This is a genomic window from Microbacterium limosum, from assembly GCF_036324365.1.
Classification (GTDB): Bacteria; Actinomycetota; Actinomycetes; order Actinomycetales; family Microbacteriaceae; genus Microbacterium; species Microbacterium limosum.
Map to the genome: position 1 here is coordinate 1,297,964 of NZ_CP137080.1, position 19,916 is coordinate 1,317,879.

20 protein-coding genes and 4 tRNA genes are annotated in these 19,916 nt (G+C 69.6%); 19 read left to right on the forward strand and 5 right to left on the reverse strand.

Annotated features, from left to right (window positions below; genetic code table 11):
* Positions 1 to 11: 11 nt before the first annotated feature.
* Positions 12 to 84, reverse strand: a tRNA-Val gene (locus tag RYJ27_RS06265).
* A 148-nt stretch (positions 85 to 232) separates the two neighbouring features.
* On the opposite strand from RYJ27_RS06265, the gene RYJ27_RS06270 reads away from it, so the two are divergent.
* The 6 genes from RYJ27_RS06270 to RYJ27_RS06295 all read left to right on the forward strand — a co-directional run bounded on the left by RYJ27_RS06270 (position 233) and on the right by RYJ27_RS06295 (position 2,928).
* A tRNA-Gly gene (locus RYJ27_RS06270) sits at positions 233 to 305 on the forward strand.
* Between the two features lie 55 nt (positions 306 to 360).
* A tRNA-Cys gene (locus tag RYJ27_RS06275) sits at positions 361 to 434 on the forward strand.
* A gap of 23 nt (positions 435 to 457) precedes the next feature.
* Positions 458 to 529, forward strand: a tRNA-Val gene (locus RYJ27_RS06280).
* A 472-nt stretch (positions 530 to 1,001) separates the two neighbouring features.
* Positions 1,002 to 1,619, forward strand: coding sequence for a hypothetical protein (locus tag RYJ27_RS06285; RefSeq protein WP_330171855.1), 618 nt, complete (start codon positions 1,002 to 1,004; stop codon positions 1,617 to 1,619).
* 466 nt (positions 1,620 to 2,085) lie between these two features.
* Positions 2,086 to 2,355, forward strand: coding sequence for a hypothetical protein (locus RYJ27_RS06290; protein WP_330171856.1), 270 nt, complete (start codon positions 2,086 to 2,088; stop codon positions 2,353 to 2,355).
* Between the two features lie 54 nt (positions 2,356 to 2,409).
* Positions 2,410 to 2,928 (forward strand): cupin domain-containing protein, encoded by a 519-nt coding sequence (locus RYJ27_RS06295; RefSeq protein WP_330171857.1) that lies wholly within the window; start codon positions 2,410 to 2,412, stop codon positions 2,926 to 2,928.
* A 69-nt stretch (positions 2,929 to 2,997) separates the two neighbouring features.
* On the opposite strand, the gene RYJ27_RS06300 is transcribed toward RYJ27_RS06295, so the two are convergent.
* On the reverse strand, positions 2,998 to 3,420 hold the full coding sequence (locus RYJ27_RS06300; protein ID WP_330171858.1) for a hypothetical protein: 423 nt from the start codon (positions 3,418 to 3,420) through the stop codon (positions 2,998 to 3,000).
* 53 nt (positions 3,421 to 3,473) lie between these two features.
* Here RYJ27_RS06300 and thrS point away from each other — a divergent pair, with 53 nt between their 5' ends.
* Positions 3,474 to 5,483, forward strand: a complete 2,010-nt coding sequence (gene thrS / locus RYJ27_RS06305) for a threonine--tRNA ligase (protein WP_330171859.1) — start codon at positions 3,474 to 3,476, stop codon at positions 5,481 to 5,483.
* On the forward strand, positions 5,480 to 6,031 hold the full coding sequence (locus RYJ27_RS06310; RefSeq protein WP_330171860.1) for an HIT family protein: 552 nt from the start codon (positions 5,480 to 5,482) through the stop codon (positions 6,029 to 6,031). The genes thrS and RYJ27_RS06310 overlap by 4 nt, the downstream gene beginning before the upstream one ends.
* A 132-nt stretch (positions 6,032 to 6,163) precedes the next feature.
* Here the strand turns inward: RYJ27_RS06310 and pdxY are convergent, their stop codons facing one another.
* Both pdxY and RYJ27_RS06320 read right to left on the reverse strand, forming a co-directional pair.
* Positions 6,164 to 7,015 carry a pyridoxal kinase PdxY gene (gene pdxY, locus RYJ27_RS06315; RefSeq protein ID WP_330171861.1) on the reverse strand — a complete coding sequence of 284 codons (852 nt, stop codon included), beginning with the start codon at positions 7,013 to 7,015 and terminating at the stop codon, positions 6,164 to 6,166.
* A 7-nt stretch (positions 7,016 to 7,022) separates the two neighbouring features.
* Positions 7,023 to 8,366 (reverse strand): aminotransferase class I/II-fold pyridoxal phosphate-dependent enzyme, encoded by a 1,344-nt coding sequence (locus tag RYJ27_RS06320; RefSeq protein ID WP_330171862.1) that lies wholly within the window; start codon positions 8,364 to 8,366, stop codon positions 7,023 to 7,025.
* A 105-nt stretch (positions 8,367 to 8,471) separates the two neighbouring features.
* Here RYJ27_RS06320 and pdxS point away from each other — a divergent pair, with 105 nt between their 5' ends.
* The 11 genes from pdxS to RYJ27_RS06375 all read left to right on the forward strand — a co-directional run bounded on the left by pdxS (position 8,472) and on the right by RYJ27_RS06375 (position 19,300).
* Positions 8,472 to 9,362 (forward strand): pyridoxal 5'-phosphate synthase lyase subunit PdxS, encoded by an 891-nt coding sequence (gene pdxS, locus RYJ27_RS06325; protein ID WP_330171863.1) that lies wholly within the window; start codon positions 8,472 to 8,474, stop codon positions 9,360 to 9,362.
* 3 nt (positions 9,363 to 9,365) lie between these two features.
* On the forward strand, positions 9,366 to 9,962 hold the full coding sequence (pdxT, locus tag RYJ27_RS06330) for a pyridoxal 5'-phosphate synthase glutaminase subunit PdxT (protein ID WP_330171864.1): 597 nt from the start codon (positions 9,366 to 9,368) through the stop codon (positions 9,960 to 9,962).
* 16 nt (positions 9,963 to 9,978) lie between these two features.
* Positions 9,979 to 10,503 (forward strand): DUF1697 domain-containing protein, encoded by a 525-nt coding sequence (locus RYJ27_RS06335; protein WP_330171865.1) that lies wholly within the window; start codon positions 9,979 to 9,981, stop codon positions 10,501 to 10,503.
* 140 nt (positions 10,504 to 10,643) lie between these two features.
* Complete coding sequence (locus RYJ27_RS06340) at positions 10,644 to 11,411, forward strand: YebC/PmpR family DNA-binding transcriptional regulator (RefSeq protein WP_330171866.1); 768 nt, start codon at positions 10,644 to 10,646, stop codon at positions 11,409 to 11,411.
* Between the two features lie 52 nt (positions 11,412 to 11,463).
* The gene (gene ruvC / locus RYJ27_RS06345) at positions 11,464 to 12,036 is read left to right on the forward strand and encodes a crossover junction endodeoxyribonuclease RuvC (RefSeq protein WP_330171867.1); all 573 of its coding nucleotides are present in this window, start codon (positions 11,464 to 11,466) and stop codon (positions 12,034 to 12,036) included.
* 46 nt (positions 12,037 to 12,082) lie between these two features.
* Positions 12,083 to 12,709, forward strand: coding sequence for a Holliday junction branch migration protein RuvA (gene ruvA, locus RYJ27_RS06350; RefSeq protein ID WP_330171868.1), 627 nt, complete (start codon positions 12,083 to 12,085; stop codon positions 12,707 to 12,709).
* Entirely contained in the window at positions 12,702 to 13,733 is a 1,032-nt protein-coding gene (gene ruvB / locus RYJ27_RS06355) for a Holliday junction branch migration DNA helicase RuvB (RefSeq protein ID WP_330171869.1), read from the forward strand. The genes ruvA and ruvB overlap by 8 nt, the downstream gene beginning before the upstream one ends.
* A gap of 65 nt (positions 13,734 to 13,798) precedes the next feature.
* Positions 13,799 to 14,206 (forward strand): preprotein translocase subunit YajC, encoded by a 408-nt coding sequence (locus RYJ27_RS06360; RefSeq protein ID WP_330171870.1) that lies wholly within the window; start codon positions 13,799 to 13,801, stop codon positions 14,204 to 14,206.
* Between the two features lie 35 nt (positions 14,207 to 14,241).
* Entirely contained in the window at positions 14,242 to 15,963 is a 1,722-nt protein-coding gene (secD, locus tag RYJ27_RS06365) for a protein translocase subunit SecD (protein WP_330171871.1), read from the forward strand.
* Positions 15,963 to 16,955: a protein translocase subunit SecF gene (secF, locus tag RYJ27_RS06370; RefSeq protein WP_330171872.1), complete on the forward strand. Its 993-nt coding sequence runs from the start codon at positions 15,963 to 15,965 to the stop codon at positions 16,953 to 16,955. Before secD ends, secF begins: the two co-directional genes overlap by 1 nt.
* A 92-nt stretch (positions 16,956 to 17,047) precedes the next feature.
* The gene (locus RYJ27_RS06375) at positions 17,048 to 19,300 is read left to right on the forward strand and encodes a RelA/SpoT family protein (protein WP_330171873.1); all 2,253 of its coding nucleotides are present in this window, start codon (positions 17,048 to 17,050) and stop codon (positions 19,298 to 19,300) included.
* Here the strand turns inward: RYJ27_RS06375 and RYJ27_RS06380 are convergent.
* Positions 19,279 to 19,851: a hypothetical protein gene (locus tag RYJ27_RS06380; RefSeq protein WP_330171874.1), complete on the reverse strand. Its 573-nt coding sequence runs from the start codon at positions 19,849 to 19,851 to the stop codon at positions 19,279 to 19,281. The two genes, RYJ27_RS06375 and RYJ27_RS06380, sit on opposite strands and share 22 nt — an antisense overlap.
* Between the last annotated feature and the right edge of the window lie 65 nt (positions 19,852 to 19,916).

Here is a 19,916-nt window from a genome sequence, read left to right on the forward strand (position 1 = left end):
GGGTTTCGCGGTGGGCGATACCAGACTCGAACTGATGACCTCTTCCGTGTGAAGGAAGCGCGCTACCAACTGCGCCAATCGCCCATGGCCCAAGGGCCGGATACAGATGTTACCGGATGCCGGAGCCCGCGATGAACCGCGAACGCTCGACACGCGCGGACCGATGCTGGTTTGGCGGGTGCCCCGGGATCGGCTAAAGTCTTCAAAGCGCCCCCGATGAAACGGGGAGCACGCGGATGTAGCGCAGTTGGTAGCGCATCACCTTGCCAAGGTGAGGGTCGCGAGTTCGAGTCTCGTCATCCGCTCGAGTGCGGGGATCCCTTCTTGGAGGGATCACGTCACGTGGGTCGAACCACACACGGTGGCGTGGCCGAGCGGCTAGGCACCGGCCTGCAAAGCCGTTTACACGGGTTCGAATCCCGTCGCCACCTCCACTTGTAACTGAACAGCCTTTTGGGCGCGATTGGCGCAGCGGTAGCGCGCTTCCCTGACACGGAAGAGGTCACTGGTTCGATCCCAGTATCGCGCACGAGAAAACCCCCGGTAAAGCGGGGGTTTTTGCGTTTCTGGCCGATCTCGTGCAACGTCCGGGCAATACGCGACTGCGTTACCGCCAGCGAACCGGGGGTTTGCGGCGGCGTGACCGCTTCGTCGGCGCGTAGAGGACCCTGGGGCTTCGAGGTGTGCGATCACCTCGGATGGGAAGAACCACCAGGTCCGGCCGATGCGAAACCCAGGCAGCTCTCTGTCCTTGGCCCGCCGTCGCACAGCCTCAGTCGAGATATTGCAGGGGGGCTGACCTGGGCGACGACGGATTGGATCTGCGTCGCGAGATGGTGCATGTCCGGGTTGGGTTTCGTGCGCGCCATGGTGCCAGCAGAGTAGCGGGGCCTTCCTGGGCGCATATAACGCGGCGCGGGTGGTCTTTGCGACGCCGGCTTCCTTCTAAACCTGGCGGCCCGCTAGTATGCGGACGCATTGAACTAGGGGGGAACCTTGTCATGAACACAGCGTCGCGCCTGACCACAGCTGGTCTCCTGATCGCAGCCGCGCTCAGCCTCTCCGCGTGTAGCGGATCTTCCGCGCCACTCGAAACACCGGAAGTAGAGGCGGCGGGGGCAACGTCCGAGCCCACGCCGGCGGAAACCCCCGAAGCCGCGGAAAGCGACTCTGAGGTGAGCCAGCGCGGCAACTTGATCAAGGGCGTTGGCGTCCCCTTCGGAGCCACCAACCTGGACAACGAAGACGTGGGAACGTTCGTCGTCACCGCCATCACGGTCGACCCAGAGTGCACGGGCGAATACGCAGAGCCGGCGGAGAACGGTCATCTCATCCGATTCGACGTTGAGGGTGAAACGACCGCTGTGTACGACGGTGAGATCATGCTCAACGAGGCGCTGTGGAAAGCGATCGCTGAGAACGGCACGACCTTCAACGGCAGCCTGTCTACGATGGCGGCGTACTCCTGCCTCCCTGACAACGAGATGTTGCCGGTGAACCTCGGCCCGGGCGAGCGCGTCAGGGGCAGCCTCATCTTCGACGTTCCCACCCCGACCGGTGTGCTCGTGCTCGACCCGTGGGGGAGTGGCGGTTGGGAGTGGACGTACCCCTCCTCCTGATCGAGGACGTGCTGGATGATCTCCACCCCGATCATGTGAAGGATCGTAGGGGTCTGCTCGAAGCTGGCCGATCCGATCGCTCCACCCTCCTGACGCACGGCGAGCCCCCCGCGGGCAACTGCCGGCGGGTGTAAAGGTCAGGTGTGATTGGTGAGCACGACCGCCAGGAGTTGACGACGACATACGGGCAGCCTTGCTGCGTTTCCGTTCGACATATGAGCGTTTCACACGGCTCACGGATCTGCCGGAACCGTTGCCTGGATCGGTGCTTCACGCGGAGCGGGTGCATACCCGCTATTCGCCGGCGGACGCCCTTGTCGGATCATTCCGGGCGCGTGCACCGACAACCTCGAGTTGCTGTTCTCGAGCGCGATCATTGAGACTGAGCGCGAAGTGAGCGTGGCTGCGCGGCCGTTTGCTCAGTGATTCGAGTCGGCGGCTGGGCGTGAAACGACATACTGAGGGAATGTCCTACACCGACCAACGCACCTCCAACCCGGCCGCCTGGGCCGCGTTCTGGATCGGCCTCGCCGGCCTCGTGCTCATGCCCATTCCGCTGTTCATCGGATTCTTCCTGGGGGGCGGTCTGTCGATCATCGCCGCCGTCTTCGCCGTCATCGGCCTTCTGAAGGGCCTCTCCCGCAGCGGGAAGGGCATAGGACCCGTCGTCTTCGCGGCGATCTTCATCGCGCTGACGTGGGGCGGGATATCGGTGGGCGGCGGAATCATCTGGTGACCCCGGGAGGCTGATCGTCCGTCAGCGGCGCGCCGCCGGCCCCTACGTTGGGTCATGACTTCACCGCACGTCGCCTCGCTCGCCGGGGCGGAACCCGTCTTCGCCAGCGAGCTCGGTCAGATCCGTGAGCTCACCGCTGCGTCGTTTACGATCCTGCGGCGCATGTCCATCCGGCAGACGGTGCTGGAGCCCGGCGCGATCCGCGAGCCGCAGTGGAACCTGAACGCGAACCAGCTGGCGTACGTCACCCGGGGCCGGGTGCTTGTGTCGCTGCTGGGCAACGCGGACGACTTCGCCAGCTCCGTCGTGGAGGCGGGGCAGATGTTCCATGTCGAGTCGGGCAGCGTCTTCCACATCGCGAACATCGCGGAGGAGGCCTCCGAGATCGTCGCCGCCCTGCGGTCGGGTGCGCCGGAGCACTTCTCCTTCGCCGCAGGCGTCAACGCCATGACGGATGCGGTACTGGGTACCGCGCGACGGCGTCGGCGTTCTCCCGCGAAGTGCTTGCCGTGGCGTTCTCGGTGCCCGAGCGCGAACTGCCTTTGCTGCCCTACACTCCGGTCGACCCCCTGATCGTGCAGCGCATCAACCCGCGCGACCCCCCGGTAGCCGGCAGCTAGAAGAGGGGCTTCGCGGCTCGGCTCAGCGCCACGCGAGGGGCACGACGGCGGCGGCGATCGTCAGCGGCGCCGCCACCGCGCCGAGCAGCGCGAACCGAGACCACGCGATGTGCACGCCGTCGGCCACCAACCGCTGATGCCAGAGCAGGGTCGCGAGCGACGCCCACGGCGTGATGAGCGGCCCCGCGTTCACCCCGAGCCCCCACAGGAGCCAGCCGTGGCCCCGCGAGAGGCGGGCGAGCCATGCGGCGCACACGCCGAAGAGCCCCGCCGCGGCCGCCAGCTCCGCCACGACCGTCATGGCGACGACGAACAGCAGGATCGGCCACGCCCGCTCCCCGATCGCGAGGGCGTCGCCGGGAGGGAGCACGCCGAACACGAGCGCCGCGGCGCCGGCGGCCCACAGCATCCCGCCGATGATCGCCAGACGCACGGCATCCATCATCGCCCCTCCGGGCCCGCGATAGCCTAGAACCCTGCCACCCCAGGAGAGTTCCCTTGACTGATCTGCGCCCCGCGGAGGACGTGTCGTTCCCCGCCGACGGTTTCGCCCTGTTCCCCGACCGCTCCGTCGTCGCCCTCCGCGTCAACGGCGAGCTGAAGGACCTGGCGACGACGGTGACCGCGGCCGACGAGGTGGAGGCCGTCACGATCGACAGCCCCGACGGCCTGTCGATCCTGCGCCACTCCACCGCCCACGTGCTCGCGCAGGCGGTGCAGCGCGTCAGCCCGCAGGCGAACCTCGGCATCGGCCCCCCGATCACCGATGGCTTCTACTACGACTTCGGCGTCGATGAGCCCTTCACCCCCGAGGATCTGAAGGCCATTAAGAAGGAGATGGAGCGCATCGTCCGCGAGGGGCAGCGCTTCGTCCGCCGCGTCGTCTCGGACGACGAGGCCCGCGCCGAACTCGCCGACGAGCCCTTCAAGCTCGAGCTCATCGGGCTCAAGGGCGGGTCGAAGGATGCCGCGGAGGGCGCCTCCGTCGAGGTCGGAGCCGGCGAGCTGACGATCTACGACAACGTCGATCGCGAGGGCACGACCGTCTGGAAGGACCTGTGCCGCGGTCCCCACGTTCCGAGCACGCGGATGGTCGGCAACGGCTGGGCGCTCACCCGCATCGCGGGTGCGTACTGGCGTGGCAGCGAGAAGAACCCGCAGCTGCAGCGCATCTACGGAACCGCGTGGCCCACGAAGGACGAGCTGCGCGCCTATCAGGAGCGCCTTGAGGAAGCTGCGAAGCGGGATCACCGCAAGCTCGGCAAGGAACTGGACCTCTTCTCTTTCCCCGACGAGATCGGCTCCGGGCTGTCGGTGTGGCACCCCAAGGGCGGGATCATCCGCGGCGAGATGGAGCAGCACGCGCGTCGCCGCCACGTCGAGGGCGGCTACACCTACGTGTACACGCCGCACATCTCAAAGGAGGACCTCTTCCTCCAGTCGAACCACCTCGTGACCTACCGCGAGGGCATGTTCCCGCCGATCCGGATGGACGAGGAGGTGGATGCCGAGGGCCGCGTCACCAAGAACGGCACGGACTACTACCTCAAGCCCATGAACTGCCCGATGCACATCCTGATCTACAAGGAGCGCGGTCGCAGCTATCGCGACCTGCCCATGCGGCTTGCGGAGAACGGCACCGTCTACCGCAACGAACTCTCGGGCGCGCTTCATGGGCTCACCCGCGTGCGCGGCTTCACGCAGGACGATTCGCACCTGTTCGTGACCCCTGAGCAGCTGGAGTCCGAGGCGACCCGCGTGCTGGAGTTCGTCATCTCGATGCTGCGCGACTTCGGCCTCGACGACTTCGAGCTCGAGCTGTCGATGCGCGACGACGAGAAGTCCAAGTGGATCGGCTCGGAGGAGTTCTGGGAGTACTCCACGAACGCGCTGCGCAACGTGGCGGTCGCGAGCGGACTCAAGCTCACCGAGGTGCCGGGCGAGGCGGCGTTCTACGGCCCCAAGATCGACCTGAAGACCAAGGACGCGATCGGGCGCACCTGGCAGCTGTCCACGGTGCAGGTCGACCCGAACCTCCCCGAGCGCTTCGGCCTCGAGTACACCGACCGCGATGGGCAGAAGAAGCGTCCCATCATGATCCACCGAGCCCTGTTCGGCTCCATCGAGCGGTTCTTCGCGATCCTGCTCGAGCACTACGCGGGGGCGTTCCCGCTGTGGCTGGCGCCCGTACAGGTGGTCGGCATCCCCGTGGCGGAGGAGTACGCCGACTACCTCGACGACGTGATCACGCGACTCCGTCAGGCGGGAGTGCGTGCCGAGCTCGACCGATCCGACGACCGGATGCAGAAGAAGATCCGCACCCACACGACGATGAAGGTCCCCGTGCAGCTCATCGCGGGGGAGGCCGACCGCTCGGCCGGCACCGTGTCGTTCCGCTTCCGCGACGGGTCGCAGACGAACGGCGTGCCGATCGACGAGGCGATCTCGACGATCGAGCGGGCGATCGCGTCCCACATCCAGGTGTCCACCGCCGAGGACCTCGTGTGATCGAGCCCGGCGACGGACTCGTGGATGCCGCGAACCTCGCGGGCGTGCCCGACGAGTTCCAGCGCCTGTGGACGCCCCACCGGATGGCCTACATCCAGGCCGGCCCCGATGCGTTGAACGACGACTGCCCCTTCTGCGCCGCGCCCGGCATGAGCGACGAGGACGCCCTCATCGTCGCCCGCGGGCGCACGGCGTACGTGCTGCTGAACCTCTTCCCGTACAACTCGGGGCACCTCCTGGTGTGCCCCTATCGCCACATCCCGATGTACGACGACGCGACGCCCGAAGAGGTCGCCGAGATCGGCGCCCTCACGCAGACCGGCATGCGTGTGCTGCGGGAGGTGTCGCGGTGCCACGGCTTCAACCTCGGCATGAATCAGGGCCAGGTGGCGGGCGCCGGCATCGCGGGCCACCTGCACCAGCACATCGTGCCCCGCTGGGCGACCGATGCGAACTTCTTCCCGATCATCGCGAAGACCAAGGCGCTGCCGCAGCTGCTCGGCGAGGTACGCAGCGCGGTCGCCGGGGCCTGGCCCGCGGCATCCTGACCCGCGGCGCGACGCCGGGGGCCGGCCGTCGCGGCGACGGCTCGCGCAGACGGGCGCAGGAGTTCGCCCCGGAACAGGAGAATGCGCGCAGGATCCTCCTGTCCTCGGGCGTTCGCCTGTTCCGGGGCGGGGTCAGCGCACCCGCGTGACGGCGAACTGCATCCGGGGGCTCGCGTACGACTCCTGCGACTCCACCAGCGCCAGCTCGCGGGCGCCGGAGTCGTGGGTGCGCTCGAGCAGGTCGAAGACGCTCGACGTCGTGCGGGCCAGCGCGTCCGCGGCATCCCCCGTGCGCGTCAGGTGAGCCGTGAACAGCGCCGCGGTGACATCGCCCGAGCCGTTCGCCTTCATGGGGATGCGCGGGGTCTGCGCGATCCACGCGCCGTCGTCGGTCACGGCGAGCATCTCGATCGTGCCCTCCGGGCGGTCGGGTCGTTCCACGCTGGTCACGAGCACCGTGCGGGGGCCCATGGCGCGCGCGGCGTCGACGGCCTCGAGGGTCGAGTCGAGGTCGGCGGGCTCCGTGCCCGTGAGGAACCCCAGCTCGAACTGGTTCGGCGTGATGATGTCGGCCGCCGGCACGACGCGATCGCGCAGGAGCACGGGGATGGCGGGGGCGACGAAGCAGCCGGAGACGGCGTTTCCCATGACGGGGTCGCACGCGTAGACGGCGTCGGGGTTGGCCTCCTTCACCCGCGCGACCGCGTCGAGGACGACATCCGCGATGCCCTCGCCGCCCTGGTATCCCGAGAGCACGACGTCGATCTGCGGCAGCACGCCGCGTTCCTCGATGCCCGTGATGACGTCGCGGACGTCGTCGGGGGAGATGAGCGGGCCGCGCCACTGGCCGTAGCCTGTGTGGTTGGAGAAGTTGACCGTGTACACCGGCAGCACCTCCACTCCGATGCGCTGGAGGGGGAACACGGCGGCGGAGTTGCCGACGTGGCCGTACGCCACGGCGGACTGGATAGAGAGCACCTTCACCGAACGATCATCCCACCCTCGTCGGGGCGCGCGCCGCGCCGAGGGCCTCGTCGCACGCGTCGGAGAGGTCGGCCGCGAGGCGGTCCGCGTCGGCGTCGGAGAGGCCGTGCACCGTCAGCCGGACATGGGATGCCGCGGCCCCGTCGGCGAGGACGAACTCGTCTCCCGTGCGCACGAGCCACCCGCGGCGGCGCAGGTGCGGCGACACCGCCGCGGCGTCGACGGGGAGGCGGACCCAGATGTTGAGGCCGTCGCCCAGGGTGGCGGTGATCCCGTGCCGCGCGAGCCGCCGCACGAACGATGCGTTGCGATCGGTGTAGTGCCGAGCGGCGGCGCGGATACGGGATCGAGCACCGTCGTCGGTGACGAGATGCCCGACGATCCGCTGCAGCAGGTGGCTCACCCACGTCGTTCCGGGGCTCAGGCGCAGCGCGAGCCTCTCCGCCGTGTGCGGGTCGGACGCGACGAGGGCCAGGCACATGTCGGGGCCGAGGAACTTCGACACCGAGCGCACCAGCGCCCACCGGCGGTGGTCGGGCCCGACGAGGGAGTGATAGGGCCGCTGCGAGAGGAGGGAGAAGTGATCGTCCTCGACCACGAGCACGTAGGGGTACTCGGCGAGCACGGCGCGCAGCTGCGCGGCCCGCTCGGCGGAGACGCTCGCTCCCGTCGGGTTCTGCGCCCGCGGGGTGCAGACGACGGCGCGCACGCCCTGGGCGAGAGCGGCGCGGAGTCCGTCGACCGTCATGCCCTCGGCATCCACCGGCACCGGCACGGCGCGGTACCCGCCGAGGCGCACGGTCTGAATGCTCGCGAGGAAGCACGGGTCCTCGAGGGCGACGGCGTCGTCGCGGGCCAGCGCCTGCGCGAGCAGACGTTCGACCGCGTCGACCGCGCCGCTGGTGACCGTCAGCCGTAGGGGGCGGTCGCCGACGTCCGCGCGCATCCAGTCGCCGGCCCAGCTCTCGAGGCCCTCGTCGATGACTGGCTCTCCGTAGAGCACGGGGCGCCCGGCCGCGGCGGCGAGCGCGATCGAGGGGTCGGGGATGAGCCGGGGATCCGGATTGCCGGTGCCGACGTCGTGCAGCGAGCTCGGTGCCGAGAAGCCCTCCTGGGCGACGGGGGAGCGGTCTGCGACCCGGGTGCCCGCACGGCCTCTCGTGACGATGAGTCCGGCGGCCGCGAGCTGTCGGTACGCGGCCACGACGGTGTTGCGGTTGACGCCCAGCTCGTCGGCGAGCGCGCGCACGGGCGGCAGGGGTTCGCCCGGGGCGAGTCGAGCGCGCTCCAGAAGGCCCCTCACGCTGTCGGCGATCTCGACCGCGGAGGTTCCGGTGATCCGTGACGTCATGTGCGCCCCCTCTCCCTCCGACGGTACCAAGCCCGTGCTACTTTTGGCCTATGCCAAACCGGGAAGCACCCCGAGCCCGGTGATTCAGCGAAAGGACCCCCGGCCATGACCTCCTCCACCACGGGCTCATCCCGCGTCAAGCGCGGCCTCGCCGAGATGCTCAAGGGCGGCGTCATCATGGACGTCGTCACGGCCGACCAGGCGAAGATCGCCGAGGATGCCGGGGCCGTCGCCGTCATGGCGCTGGAGCGCGTCCCCGCCGACATCCGCGCCCAGGGCGGCGTGTCGCGCATGAGCGATCCCGACATGATCGAGAGCATCATCGAGGCGGTGTCGATCCCCGTCATGGCGAAGGCGCGCATCGGCCACTTCGTCGAGGCGCAGGTGCTGCAGGAGCTGGGCGTGGACTACATCGACGAGTCCGAGGTGCTCTCGCCCGCCGACTACGTGAACCACATCGACAAGTGGGGCTTCACGGTCCCCTTCGTCTGCGGCGCCACGAATCTCGGGGAGGCGCTGCGGCGGATCACCGAGGGGGCCGCGATGATCCGCTCGAAGGGCGAGGCCGGCACGGGCGACGTCTCGGAGGCGACGAAGCACATCCGCACGATCACGGCGGAGATCAACCGCCTGCGATCCATGACCAAGGACGAGCTGTACGTCGCCGCGAAGGATCTGCAGGCGCCCTACGAGCTCGTCGCCGAGGTCGCCGAGACGGGCACGCTGCCCGTCGTGCTCTTCACCGCGGGCGGTGTCGCCACTCCCGCGGATGCCGCGATGATGATGCAGCTCGGCGCCGACGGTGTGTTCGTCGGCTCGGGGATCTTCAAGTCGGGCAACCCGGCGCAGCGCGCGGCCGCCGTCGTGAAGGCGACGACCTTCTTCGACGACCCGAAGGTCATCGCCGACGTCTCGCGCGGGCTCGGCGAGGCGATGGTCGGCATCAACGTGGCCGACCTGCCGGCGCCGCACCGGCTCGCCGAGCGCGGCTGGTAGGCCGTGGCGTCGTCCCCGCGCGTGGGGGTACTCGCCCTCCAGGGTGACGTGCGCGAGCACGCGCGTGTGCTCGCCGACCTCGGTGCGGACGTCGTGCTCGTGCGTCGGCCCGCGGAACTCGCGGGAGTGGACGGCCTCGTGCTCCCTGGCGGCGAGTCGAGCGTCATCGACAAACTGTCGCGGGCGTTCGGCATGCGGGATCCGATCCGCGACGCGATCGCCGGGGGGATGCCGGTGTTCGGCACCTGCGCGGGCCTGATCCTGCTCGCCGATCGCATTCTCGACGGCATCCCGGGCCAGGAGAGCTTCGGGGGACTCGACATCACCGTGCGGCGCAACGCCTTCGGCGGACAGGTGGAGTCGTTCGAGACCGACCTGGATGTCCCCGTGCTGGGGGCTCCCGCCGTGCGGGCCGCGTTCATCCGCGCCCCCGTCGTGGAGGAGAGCGGGCCGGATGTCGAGGTGCTCGCGGCCCTCGCCGACGACCGCATCGTCGCCGTGCGCCGCGGACCGGTCATGGGCACGAGCTTCCACCCCGAGACCGCCGGCGAGACCCGCTTCCACGCCCTGTTCCTGGAGTCGGTGCGCACGCGCGCGTGAGGGCTAGCCTGGCGGCATGACCGAGTGGGTGGTGCTGCTTCGCGGCGTGAACGTCGGCGGCGTCACGGTGCGCTCCGCCGAGCTGCGCGACCTGCTCGCCGGCCTCGGGTTCGCCGGGGCGAGAACGTACCTGGCCAGCGGCAACGCGAGGGTCGCGAGCGATCTCGACGCGGCCGCCCTCCGCAGCCTCCTCGAGTCGGCCCTCTCCGAGCGCTTCGGCTACGACGCGAAGGTGCTCGTCGCCCCGCTCGCGGACGTCGACCGCGTCGTGCGCGCGTTCCCGTTCGACGAGACCGACGGGACGCGTCAGCCCTGGGTGATCTTCTGCGCGGACGGAGAGACACGCGACGAGCTGACGGATGCCGCGGCATCCCTCGACCCGGATGTGGATCCCGTGCGTGCCGGGCCGGGCGTCGTGTACTGGCATCCCGAGAAGGGACGCTCCACCGACACGTCCTTCGCGAAGGTCGTCGCCCGCGCGACGTACCGCGCGCGCACGACGAACCGGAACCTCCGGACGCTCCGGCGCATCCTCGGCTGACCCGCCGCCCAGCGCGGTTCGGCGGGTGCGGCGCGGATGCCGCTCGCCGGGGGGAGAAGAAACGCCGCACGGTGCGGCGCGCGGCTGCGGGCCTAGAATCTACGGAGACTTTCCGGCCGAACGACACACACAGGAGTTACATGTCCGGGCATTCCAAGTGGGCGACGACGAAGCACAAGAAGGCCGTCATCGACGCGCGCCGCGCGAAGTCGTTCGCCAAGCTCATCAAGAACATCGAGGTCGCGGCCAAGCTGGGCGGCGCCGACCTGTCGGGCAACCCGACCCTGTACGACGCCGTGCAGAAGGCCAAGAAGACCTCGGTCCCCAACGACAACATCGATCGCGCCATCAAGCGCGGCGCGGGCATCTCCGGCGAGTCGGTCGAGTACCAGACGATCATGTACGAGGGCTACGGCCCGAACGGTGTCGCGCTGCTCATCGAGTGCCTCACCGACAACAAGAACCGCGCGGCGGCGGAGGTGCGCACGGCGCTCACGCGCAACGGCGGCACCCTCGCCGACCCCGGCTCGGTGTCCTACAACTTCTCTCGCAAGGGCGTCATCGTCGTCTCGGGCGAGGGCACCTCCGAGGACGACGTCATGCTCGCGGCGCTCGAGGCGGGAGCCGAGGAGGTCGAGCCCCACTCGCAGGGCTTCGAGGTCGTCACGGACGCGTCCCACCTCGTGGCGGTGCGCACCGCGCTGCAGGACGCGGGCCTCGACTACGAGTCCGCCGACGTCGAATTCGTGCCGAGCCTGAAGGTGGAGGTGGACGCCGACACCGCCCGCAAGGTGTTCCGCCTGATCGACGCGCTCGAGGACAGCGACGACGTGCAGAACGTGTTCAGCAACTTCGACCTCACCGCCGACGTGCAGGCGGAGCTCGAAAGCGACGGCGACGAGGACTGACCCCGGGCGCGCCGTTCGCGGACGCGGCCTCGGGGCGACGTAGCGTAGGGGAGTGGCCACCCCCCTGCGCGTCCTGGGCATCGACCCGGGCCTGACCCGGTGCGGCGTCGGCGTCGTGGATGTCGCGCCGAACCGCACGGCGACGCTCGTGCACGTCGGGGTGATCCGCTCGTCGCCGGATGCCCCGGCATCCGTTCGGCTCGCCGCGATCGCCGCGGGGCTGCGCGAAGTGCTCGACGAGCACCGGCCGCACGTCGTCGCGGTGGAGCGCGTGTTCGCGCAGCACAACACCCGCACGGTCATGGGCACGGCCCAGGTGAGCGGGGTGGCGCTGCTGCTGGCCGCAGAGCGCGGGCTGCCGGCCGAGACCCACACCCCGACCGAGGTGAAGGCGGCCATCACCGGCTACGGCGCGGCCGACAAGCGCCAGGTGCAGACGATGGTTGCGCGCGTCCTGCGGCTGGACGCGCTCCCGCGCCCCGCGGATGCCGCGGACGCCCTCGCGCTGGCGCTGTGCCACGCCTGGCGCGGCAGTGCCCCGTCGGCGGCGTCGCCGGCCGGTGCCGCGACGCCCGCGCAGAAGGCGTGGGCGGATGCCGAGCGCCTCGCCCGCAGCGGCCGCTGAGCGTGTCGCTCGAACATACCTACGATCGCTCCCGTAGGCTTCGGGGATGATCTCCTCCCTGCGCGGCACCGTGCTGCACGCCGCCGTCGATGCGGTCATCGTCGAGGTCGGCGGCGTCGGCTTCCACGTCGCCGTCCCCGTCGATCTCGCCCGCGGCGCCCGGTCCGGCGAGACCCTCGCGCTCCACACGCACCTCGTCGTGCGTGAAGACGCCCTCGCGTTGTTCGGCTTCGCCACGCGCGAGGAGCTCGAGGTGTTCGTGCAGCTGCTGCAGGTCACCGGCGTGGGTCCGAAGTCCGCGCTCGGGGTGCTGTCGCACCTGAGCGTCGACCAGATCGCGGCCGCCGTCGCCGACGACGACGACGCCCCCTTCCGCAAGGTGTCGGGGATCGGCCCCAAGACCGCCAAGCTCATCGTCGTGCAGCTCGCCGGAAAGCTCGCGCCGCCGGCCCGTGCCGCCGCGGCCGCCCCCACGAGGGATGCTGCCGCGGACGTCCTCGCTCAGGTCACGCAGGCCCTCGTCGGGCTCGGCTACCCGGAGAAGGTGGCGGCCGAGACCGTCACGATGACCGCAGAGTCCGCCGACGACGCGACACGCGCGCACACGCAGGCGCTCCTGCGGCTGACGCTCGCCGCGCTCGGCCCCGCGCGCCAAGGAGGCACTCGTGGCTGAGCACGACGACCGCCCCGAGGTCTCGCCCGACGCCCAGGAGTCCGAGCTCGCGATCGAGGGCGCGCTGCGACCGACATCGCTCGCGGACTTCGTCGGCCAGCCCAAGGTCCGCAGTCAGCTGCAGCTGTTGCTGGATGCCGCGGGGATGCAGCAGCGGCCCGCCGACCACATCCTGCTGTCGGGCCCGCCCGGGCTCGGCAAGACCACCCTGGCGATGATCGTGGCCCACGAGAGCGGGCGCCCCCTGCGCCTGTCGAGCGGCCCGGCCATCCAGCACGCGGGCGATCTCGCGGCGCTGCTGTCGAGCCTGACCCCGGGGGAGGTGCTCTTCATCGACGAGGTGCACCGGATGGCGCGCTCGGCGGAGGAGATGCTGTACCTCGCGATGGAGGACTTCCGCATCGACATCATGGTCGGCAAGGGTGCGGGGGCGACCAGCATCCCGCTCGACCTCGCTCCCTTCACCCTGGTGGGCGCGACGACCCGCGCGGGTCTGCTCCCGAACCCTCTTCGCGACCGATTCGGGTTCACGGGACACCTCGAGTACTACGATCCCGCCGACCTCGAGCGTGTCATCTCGCGCTCGGCCGATATGCTCGGCGTCGCCCTGCCGCCCGTGGCGCGGGGGGAGATCGCCCGTCGTTCGCGGGGGACCCCCCGCATCGCGAACCGGCTCCTGCGACGCGTGCGGGACTTCGTGCTCGTGCACGACCGCCCGGCCGACCTCGACGCCGTGAGCGCCGCTCTCGAGCTCTACGACGTGGACGAGATCGGCCTGGACCGCCTCGACCGTGCCGTGCTCGATGCTCTCGTCCGACGCTTCGGGGGAGGACCGGTCGGCCTGTCGACGCTCGCGGTGGCGGTCGGCGAGGAGGCGGAGACGGTGGAGAGCGTGGTCGAGCCCTACCTCGTGCGGATCGGCTTCCTCGGACGCACCCCCCGCGGCAGGATCGCCACGCCCGCTGCCTACGCGCACCTGGGAGCCCCCCATGCCGAGAATGCGCTCAGATTCGATGACCTATAATCGCTGAAGGCTTCTCGGCCCCGATCGCGCGCGTATCTCGCGTGCCTGGAAAGGCGTTCCCCCGCATGGACATCCTGCTCATCGTCGTCCTCGTCGCCCTCCTGGGCTTCATGTTCTGGAATTCGCGCAAGCGCATGCAGAAGATGAAGGCCGAGCAGGAGGCGAAGAACCGCCAGACCGTCCCCGGTGCTGAGGTGCTCCTGCAGGGCGGCCTCTACGGCACGATCCTCGAGTTCGACCCGGAGGATCTCGACAAGCCCGCTCTCATCGAGATCGCGCCCGGAACCGCCATCAGGGTGCACAGCCAGGCGATCATCCGGGTCGTGACCCCGATCGAGGGCGACGACGCCGACGCCGACGACGAGTTCGTCGACGCGGAGGAGCACGAGGACGCGGAGTTCGACCGCGCCGATGCCCCCGCGATCGAGTCCATCGATCCCGAGGTCGACGGCAAGCGCAAGCCCGAAGCCTGATCCGCCGCGCTCGTTTCATCGGAGAACACTGACCCGTGGCCACCTCCCCACCCGTCCGCCATGCCTGGCGTGCCCTGACGGGTCTTCTCGCCCTGATCGCCGTGCTGTTCGGCATCAACGCCCTCGGCGTGCATGTCTTCCAGCAGAGCACGTGGGCGCCCGAGCTCGCCCTGGATCTTCAGGGCGGCACGCAGATCATCCTCGAGGCGCAGAGCGAGGGCGGCGCCGCGCCGTCGACCGAACAGCTCGAGCAGGCGGTCTCGATCATCCGCCAGCGTGTCGACGCGTCGGGCGTCAGCGAGGCCGACGTCGCGACCGAGGGTGGACGCAACATCGTCGTCCAGATCCCGGGGCAGGCCGATGACGAGACGCGCCAGCGGATCCAGGCCAGTGCGCAGCTGCAGCTGCGTCCGGTGCTCTTCGTCGGCAGCCCCGCGACGGAGTTCGTGGGCGAGGACGGCAACTCCACGCCGTACCCGTCGCCCGACCCCTCGCTCGCCGCGACCCCCTCGGCGGAGCCCACGGGGCCCAGCGACCTGAACTGGATCACGCCGGCGCTCGAGGCGCAGTTCCTCGCATACGACTGCGCGGATCCCGCCAACGACGCCTCGCAGGCCCCGGCCGATCAGCCGGTCATCACGTGCGACGCCGACGGCACGACGAAGTTCATCCTCGGACCCGTCGAGATCGACGGGTCCGCGATCGACGACGCCACCTCGGGTCTGAACACGACGACGAATCAGTGGACGGTGAACATCACCTTCAACGGTGAGGGAACGGACATCTTCGGCGAGGTGTCGCAGCGCCTGTACGGCCAGACGGCGCCGCTGAACCAGTTCGCCTTCGTCCTCGACGGCGACGTGCTGTCGGCGCCGTCGATGAACGGTCTCATCCTCGACGGACGCCCGGAGATCTCGGGCTCCTTCACGCAGGAGAGCGCCCAGGTGCTCGCCGATCAGCTGAAGTACGGGGCGCTGCCGCTGAGTTTCGAGGTGGTCAGCTCCGACACGATCTCGGCGACACTCGGGTCGCAGCAGCTGCAGATCGGTCTCATCGCGGGCCTGATCGGGCTGGCGCTCGTGGCGATCTACTCGCTGGTCTCCTACCGCGCGCTCGGTTTCGTGATCATCGCCTCGCTGGCGGTGATGGCGGTCCTCACCTATATCGCCCTGTGCATCCTGTCGTGGCGGATGGGCTTCCGGCTCTCGCTCGCCGGCGTCGCGGGCCTCATCGTGACGATCGGGTTCACGGCCGACTCCTTCATCGTCTACTTCGAGCGGATCCGCGACGAGCTCCGAGACGGCAAGAGCATCACGGGCGCCGTCGAGGACGGCTGGGCGCGTGCGAAGCGCACGATCTACATCTCGAAGTCGATCAACATCCTCGCGGCGGTCGTGCTCTACATCCTCGCCGACGCGACCGTGAAGGGCTTCGCGTTCACGCTCGGCCTGACGACCGTCATCGACGTGCTGATCTTCATCATCTTCACCCACCCCGTCATGCAGCTGCTGGCCCGCACCCGGTTCTTCGGGCAGGGGCACCCGCTGTCCGGACTCGATCCGCACGCGCTGGGCGCGGTGTACCGCAGCCGGGCGGAGTTTCAGACGCCCGTGGCTGCGGCGTCGCGCGGACGCGCGGCCAGGACGGCCCGCTCCCGCGGTGAGGCGGAGCGCCGTCAGACGATCGCGGAGCGCAAGCAGGCCGAGTTGCAGGCGGCGTCGCGCGCCGGCGGTGCCGGAAAGGACGGCCAGGACTGATGCCCTCCATGAACCAGTTCGGCAACGATCTCTACACCGGGAAGGTGTCGGTGCCCTTCGTGCGCCGGCGTCGCGTGTGGTTCATCACCGCCATCGCGCTCGTCTTCGCGTCGGTGCTCATCCTCCTCGTGCGCCCCCCGCAGTTCTCCATCGAGTTCACGGGCGGGTCGCAGTTCACGGTCTCCGGGCTCGAGCAGCCCGACCAGCTCGTGGCCACGGACGCAGTGCGCGAGGTGGTCCCCGGGGCCACCACGAAGGTCACCACGGTCGGCGGCACCGCGATCCGCGTGCAGACCGATCAGATGTCGGAGGTGGAGACGCGAGAGGTCGCCTCATCGCTCGCCGACGCCTACGGAGTGGGCACCGAGGAGGTCACGACCTCGTTCATCGGGCCGACATGGGGCCAGGATGTCACGCGGCAATCCCTGTGGGGTTTGTCGATCTTCCTCGCGCTGACGTTCCTCATCATGGCGATCTACTTCCGTACGTGGAAGATGTCGGCTGCCGCCATCATCGGTCTCATCGACGTGCTGGTCGTCACGGTGGGCATCTACGCCCTCGCGGGGTTCGAGATCTCGCCGGCCGCGGTGATCGGCTTCCTCACGATCCTCGGGTACTCGCTTTACGACACCACGGTCGTGTTCGACAAGATCAGGGAGAACACCTCCGAGGACGGCCTGAGATCGGGGCGCACCTTCGGGGAGTCCGTCGAGCTCGCCGTGAACCAGACCCTCATCCGATCGATCAACACGTCGGTTGTGGCGGTCCTGCCGGTGGCGGCGATCCTGTTCATCGGCGCGTTCTGGCTGGGGGCGGAGACCCTCTCCGACATCTCCCTGTCGATCACCGTCGGCATCGTCGTCGCGGCGTACTCGACGCTGTTCGTCGCGGCCCCGCTGTACTCCCTGTTCCGCGAGGGCGAGACCGAGCTCAAGCGCCGGGACGACCGTCTCCGTGAGGCGCGCGCCCAGTCCGCCGACGTCTCGGTCTGACCGCGGCCGGTGGGTCCTCGTCGCGCGCGTAGGATGGGCACATCCGGCGGGATGACCAGGTTCCGCGTATCACCGGCGGAGGAGGAGAGCGGATGACGGAGACGGCTCCTCCCGCGGTACAGAGCTCGTCGCTGCGCCGGCTCGTGCCCCGCATCTTCTCCCGTGCCCCCCGTCGTGAGGGCCTCGAGGATCTCATCCGCACGGTCCGGACGAACCACCCGCGCGGGGACATCGCGGTCATCGAACGCGCGTACGCCGTCGCGGCACGGGCCCACGAGGGACAGAAGCGCCAGAGCGGCGAGCCGTACATCACCCACCCCGTCGCGGTCGCGCAGATCCTCGCCGACCTGGGGCTGGGGCCGAAGGCGATCGCCGCAGCCCTGCTGCACGACACCGTCGAGGACACCGCGTACAGCCTCGACCAGCTGTCGGCGGAGTTCGGCGACGAGGTCGCCATGCTCGTCGACGGCGTCACGAAGCTCGACAAGGTCAAGTACGGCGACGCCGCGCAGGCGGAGACCGTCCGCAAGATGATCGTCGCGATGTCCAAGGACATCCGGGTGCTCGTGATCAAGCTCGCGGACCGTCTTCACAACGCCCGCACATGGGGGTTCGTGCCGCCCGAGAAGGCGGCGAAGAAGGCGACCGAGACCCTCGAGATCTACGCGCCGCTGGCGCACCGTCTCGGCATCCAGACGATCAAGTCCGAACTCGAGGACCTCTCGTTCGCCGTCCTGCACCCCAAGCTCTACGCCGAGATCGACAGCCTCGTCAAGCAGCGCACGCCCCAGCGCGAACAGTACGTGCACAGCGTCATCTCCTCCGTCGAGGAGGATCTGCGCGAGCTGCGCATCCGGGGGCGCGTCATGGGCCGCCCCAAGCAGCTGTACTCCGTGTACCAGAAGATGGTGGTGCGCGGCCGCGAGTTCGACGACATCTACGACCTCATCGGCATCCGTGTGCTCGTCTCGAGCGTGCGTGACTGCTACGCCGTGCTGGGATCGATCCACGCCCGCTGGACGCCGTTGCCCGGTCGATTCAAGGACTACATCGCCACCCCCAAGTTCAACCTGTACCAGTCGCTGCACACGACCGTCATCGGTCCGGGAGGCCGCACGGTCGAGATCCAGATCCGCACCCACGAGATGCATCAGCAGGCGGAGTTCGGTGTCGCCGCGCACTGGAAGTACAAGGAGCGGGTCACGGGCGGCAAGACCGCGAAGGCCCTCGACACCGACATGGCGTGGCTCGCGCACATCTCGGACTGGCAGGCCGAGACGGCCGATCCCGGCGAGTTCCTCGACTCCCTCCGGTACGAGATCGGGGCGAAAGAGGTCTACGTCTTCACGCCCAAGGGGCGGGTCATCGGCCTGCCCGCCGGGGCGACCCCGGTCGATTTCGCCTATGCCGTGCACACCGAGGTCGGACACCGCACGATGGGCGCGAAGGTGGGCGGCCGGCTCGTGCCGCTCGACTCCCCGCTCGCCTCCGGCGATGTCGTCGAGGTCTTCACGTCGAAGAACCCGGATGCCGGACCCAGCCAGGACTGGCTCGGCTTCGTCAAGAGCACCCGCGCGCGCAACAAGATCCGCGCCTGGTTCACGAAGGAGCGGCGCGAGGAGGCGGTCGAGCAGGGCAAGGAGTCCATCGCCCGCGCCATGCGGCGCCAGAACCTGCCGCTGCAGCGACTGATGAGCCAGGACTCGTTCGCCGAGGTCGCCCATCAGCTGCGGTACGAGGACGTCACCGCCCTCTACGCCGCGGTCGGCGAGGGACACGTCTCGACGCAGTCGATCATCGAGAAGGTCACCGCGCTCGTCGGCACCGGCGAGGACACCTCCACCGGACCCATCGATCTGCCGAACGCCACGCGTGTGCGCGCGCCGCGCACGACCGATTCCGGCGTGCTCGTGCGCGGGGCCCCCGACATCCTCGTCAAGCTCGCCAAGTGCTGCACCCCGGTGCCCGGCGACGACATCGTGGGCTTCGTCACGCGCGGCAGCGGCGTATCGGTGCACCGCACCGACTGCCCGAACGTCGCCGCGCTCGAGAACGACCCCGAGCGGATGATCGACGTGTCGTGGGCGCCGACCCCGAAGGGCGTGTTCCTGGTGCAGATCCAGGTGGAGGCGCTGGATCGGTCGGGGCTGCTGTCGGACGTGACGCGCGTGCTGAGCGAGCACCACGTCAACATCCTGTCGGCGTCCGTGTCGACCACGGACGAGCGGCTCGCCCTCAGCAAGTTCGTCTTCGAGATGGGCGACACGGTGCACCTCGACCGCGTGCTGAACGCCGTGCGTCGCATCGACGCGGTGTACGACGTCTACCGTGTGACGTCGTCCTGACCGTACCGCTCGCCGATCCGCAGCAGCGCCGCGACGGCGTCGGCGCGACCCGGTAGGCGTTGCTGATCGCGCATCCACCGGATGCCCTCGGCGACGCCGAACGCCTCGGCCATCGCCTCGACCGCGGCGCGGGCGCGAACCGCGTCGACGGGATGCGCGAGCCGTCGTGCCAGGTCGGCCATCGTCTTGTCGCGCCGCACCACGAGCACCCCGCCGAGGCGGATCACCTGGTCGGCCCGCACCGGCCAGTCGTGGAAGATCGCGCGGCGCCCGATGACGTTGCCGACCCGGTGCTCGACGGCCCGTACGAGGCTGTGACGGGCGGGCGCGGTCGCGAGCGCGCCGTAGACCCAGGCCGCGCTCCACAGGCAGGCCGCGAACCGCCCGTCGCACAGCACGCTGAGGGACGCCGCCCGCATCTCCGCCGTCTCGACGGCGTCCGCCGGGATGTACCCCTCCCCGAGCTCCACGACGTGTCCGTCCAGACGCGCCGCAGAGAGCTCGGCGGGCGACAGGCGGTCGTGGGGGAAGTACAGGAACGGCCCGGTCATGGCGGCAGTCAACCCCACGACCCGGGCCGATCGGCGGTCCCGCGTCGATCCTGTGGAGAAGTCGG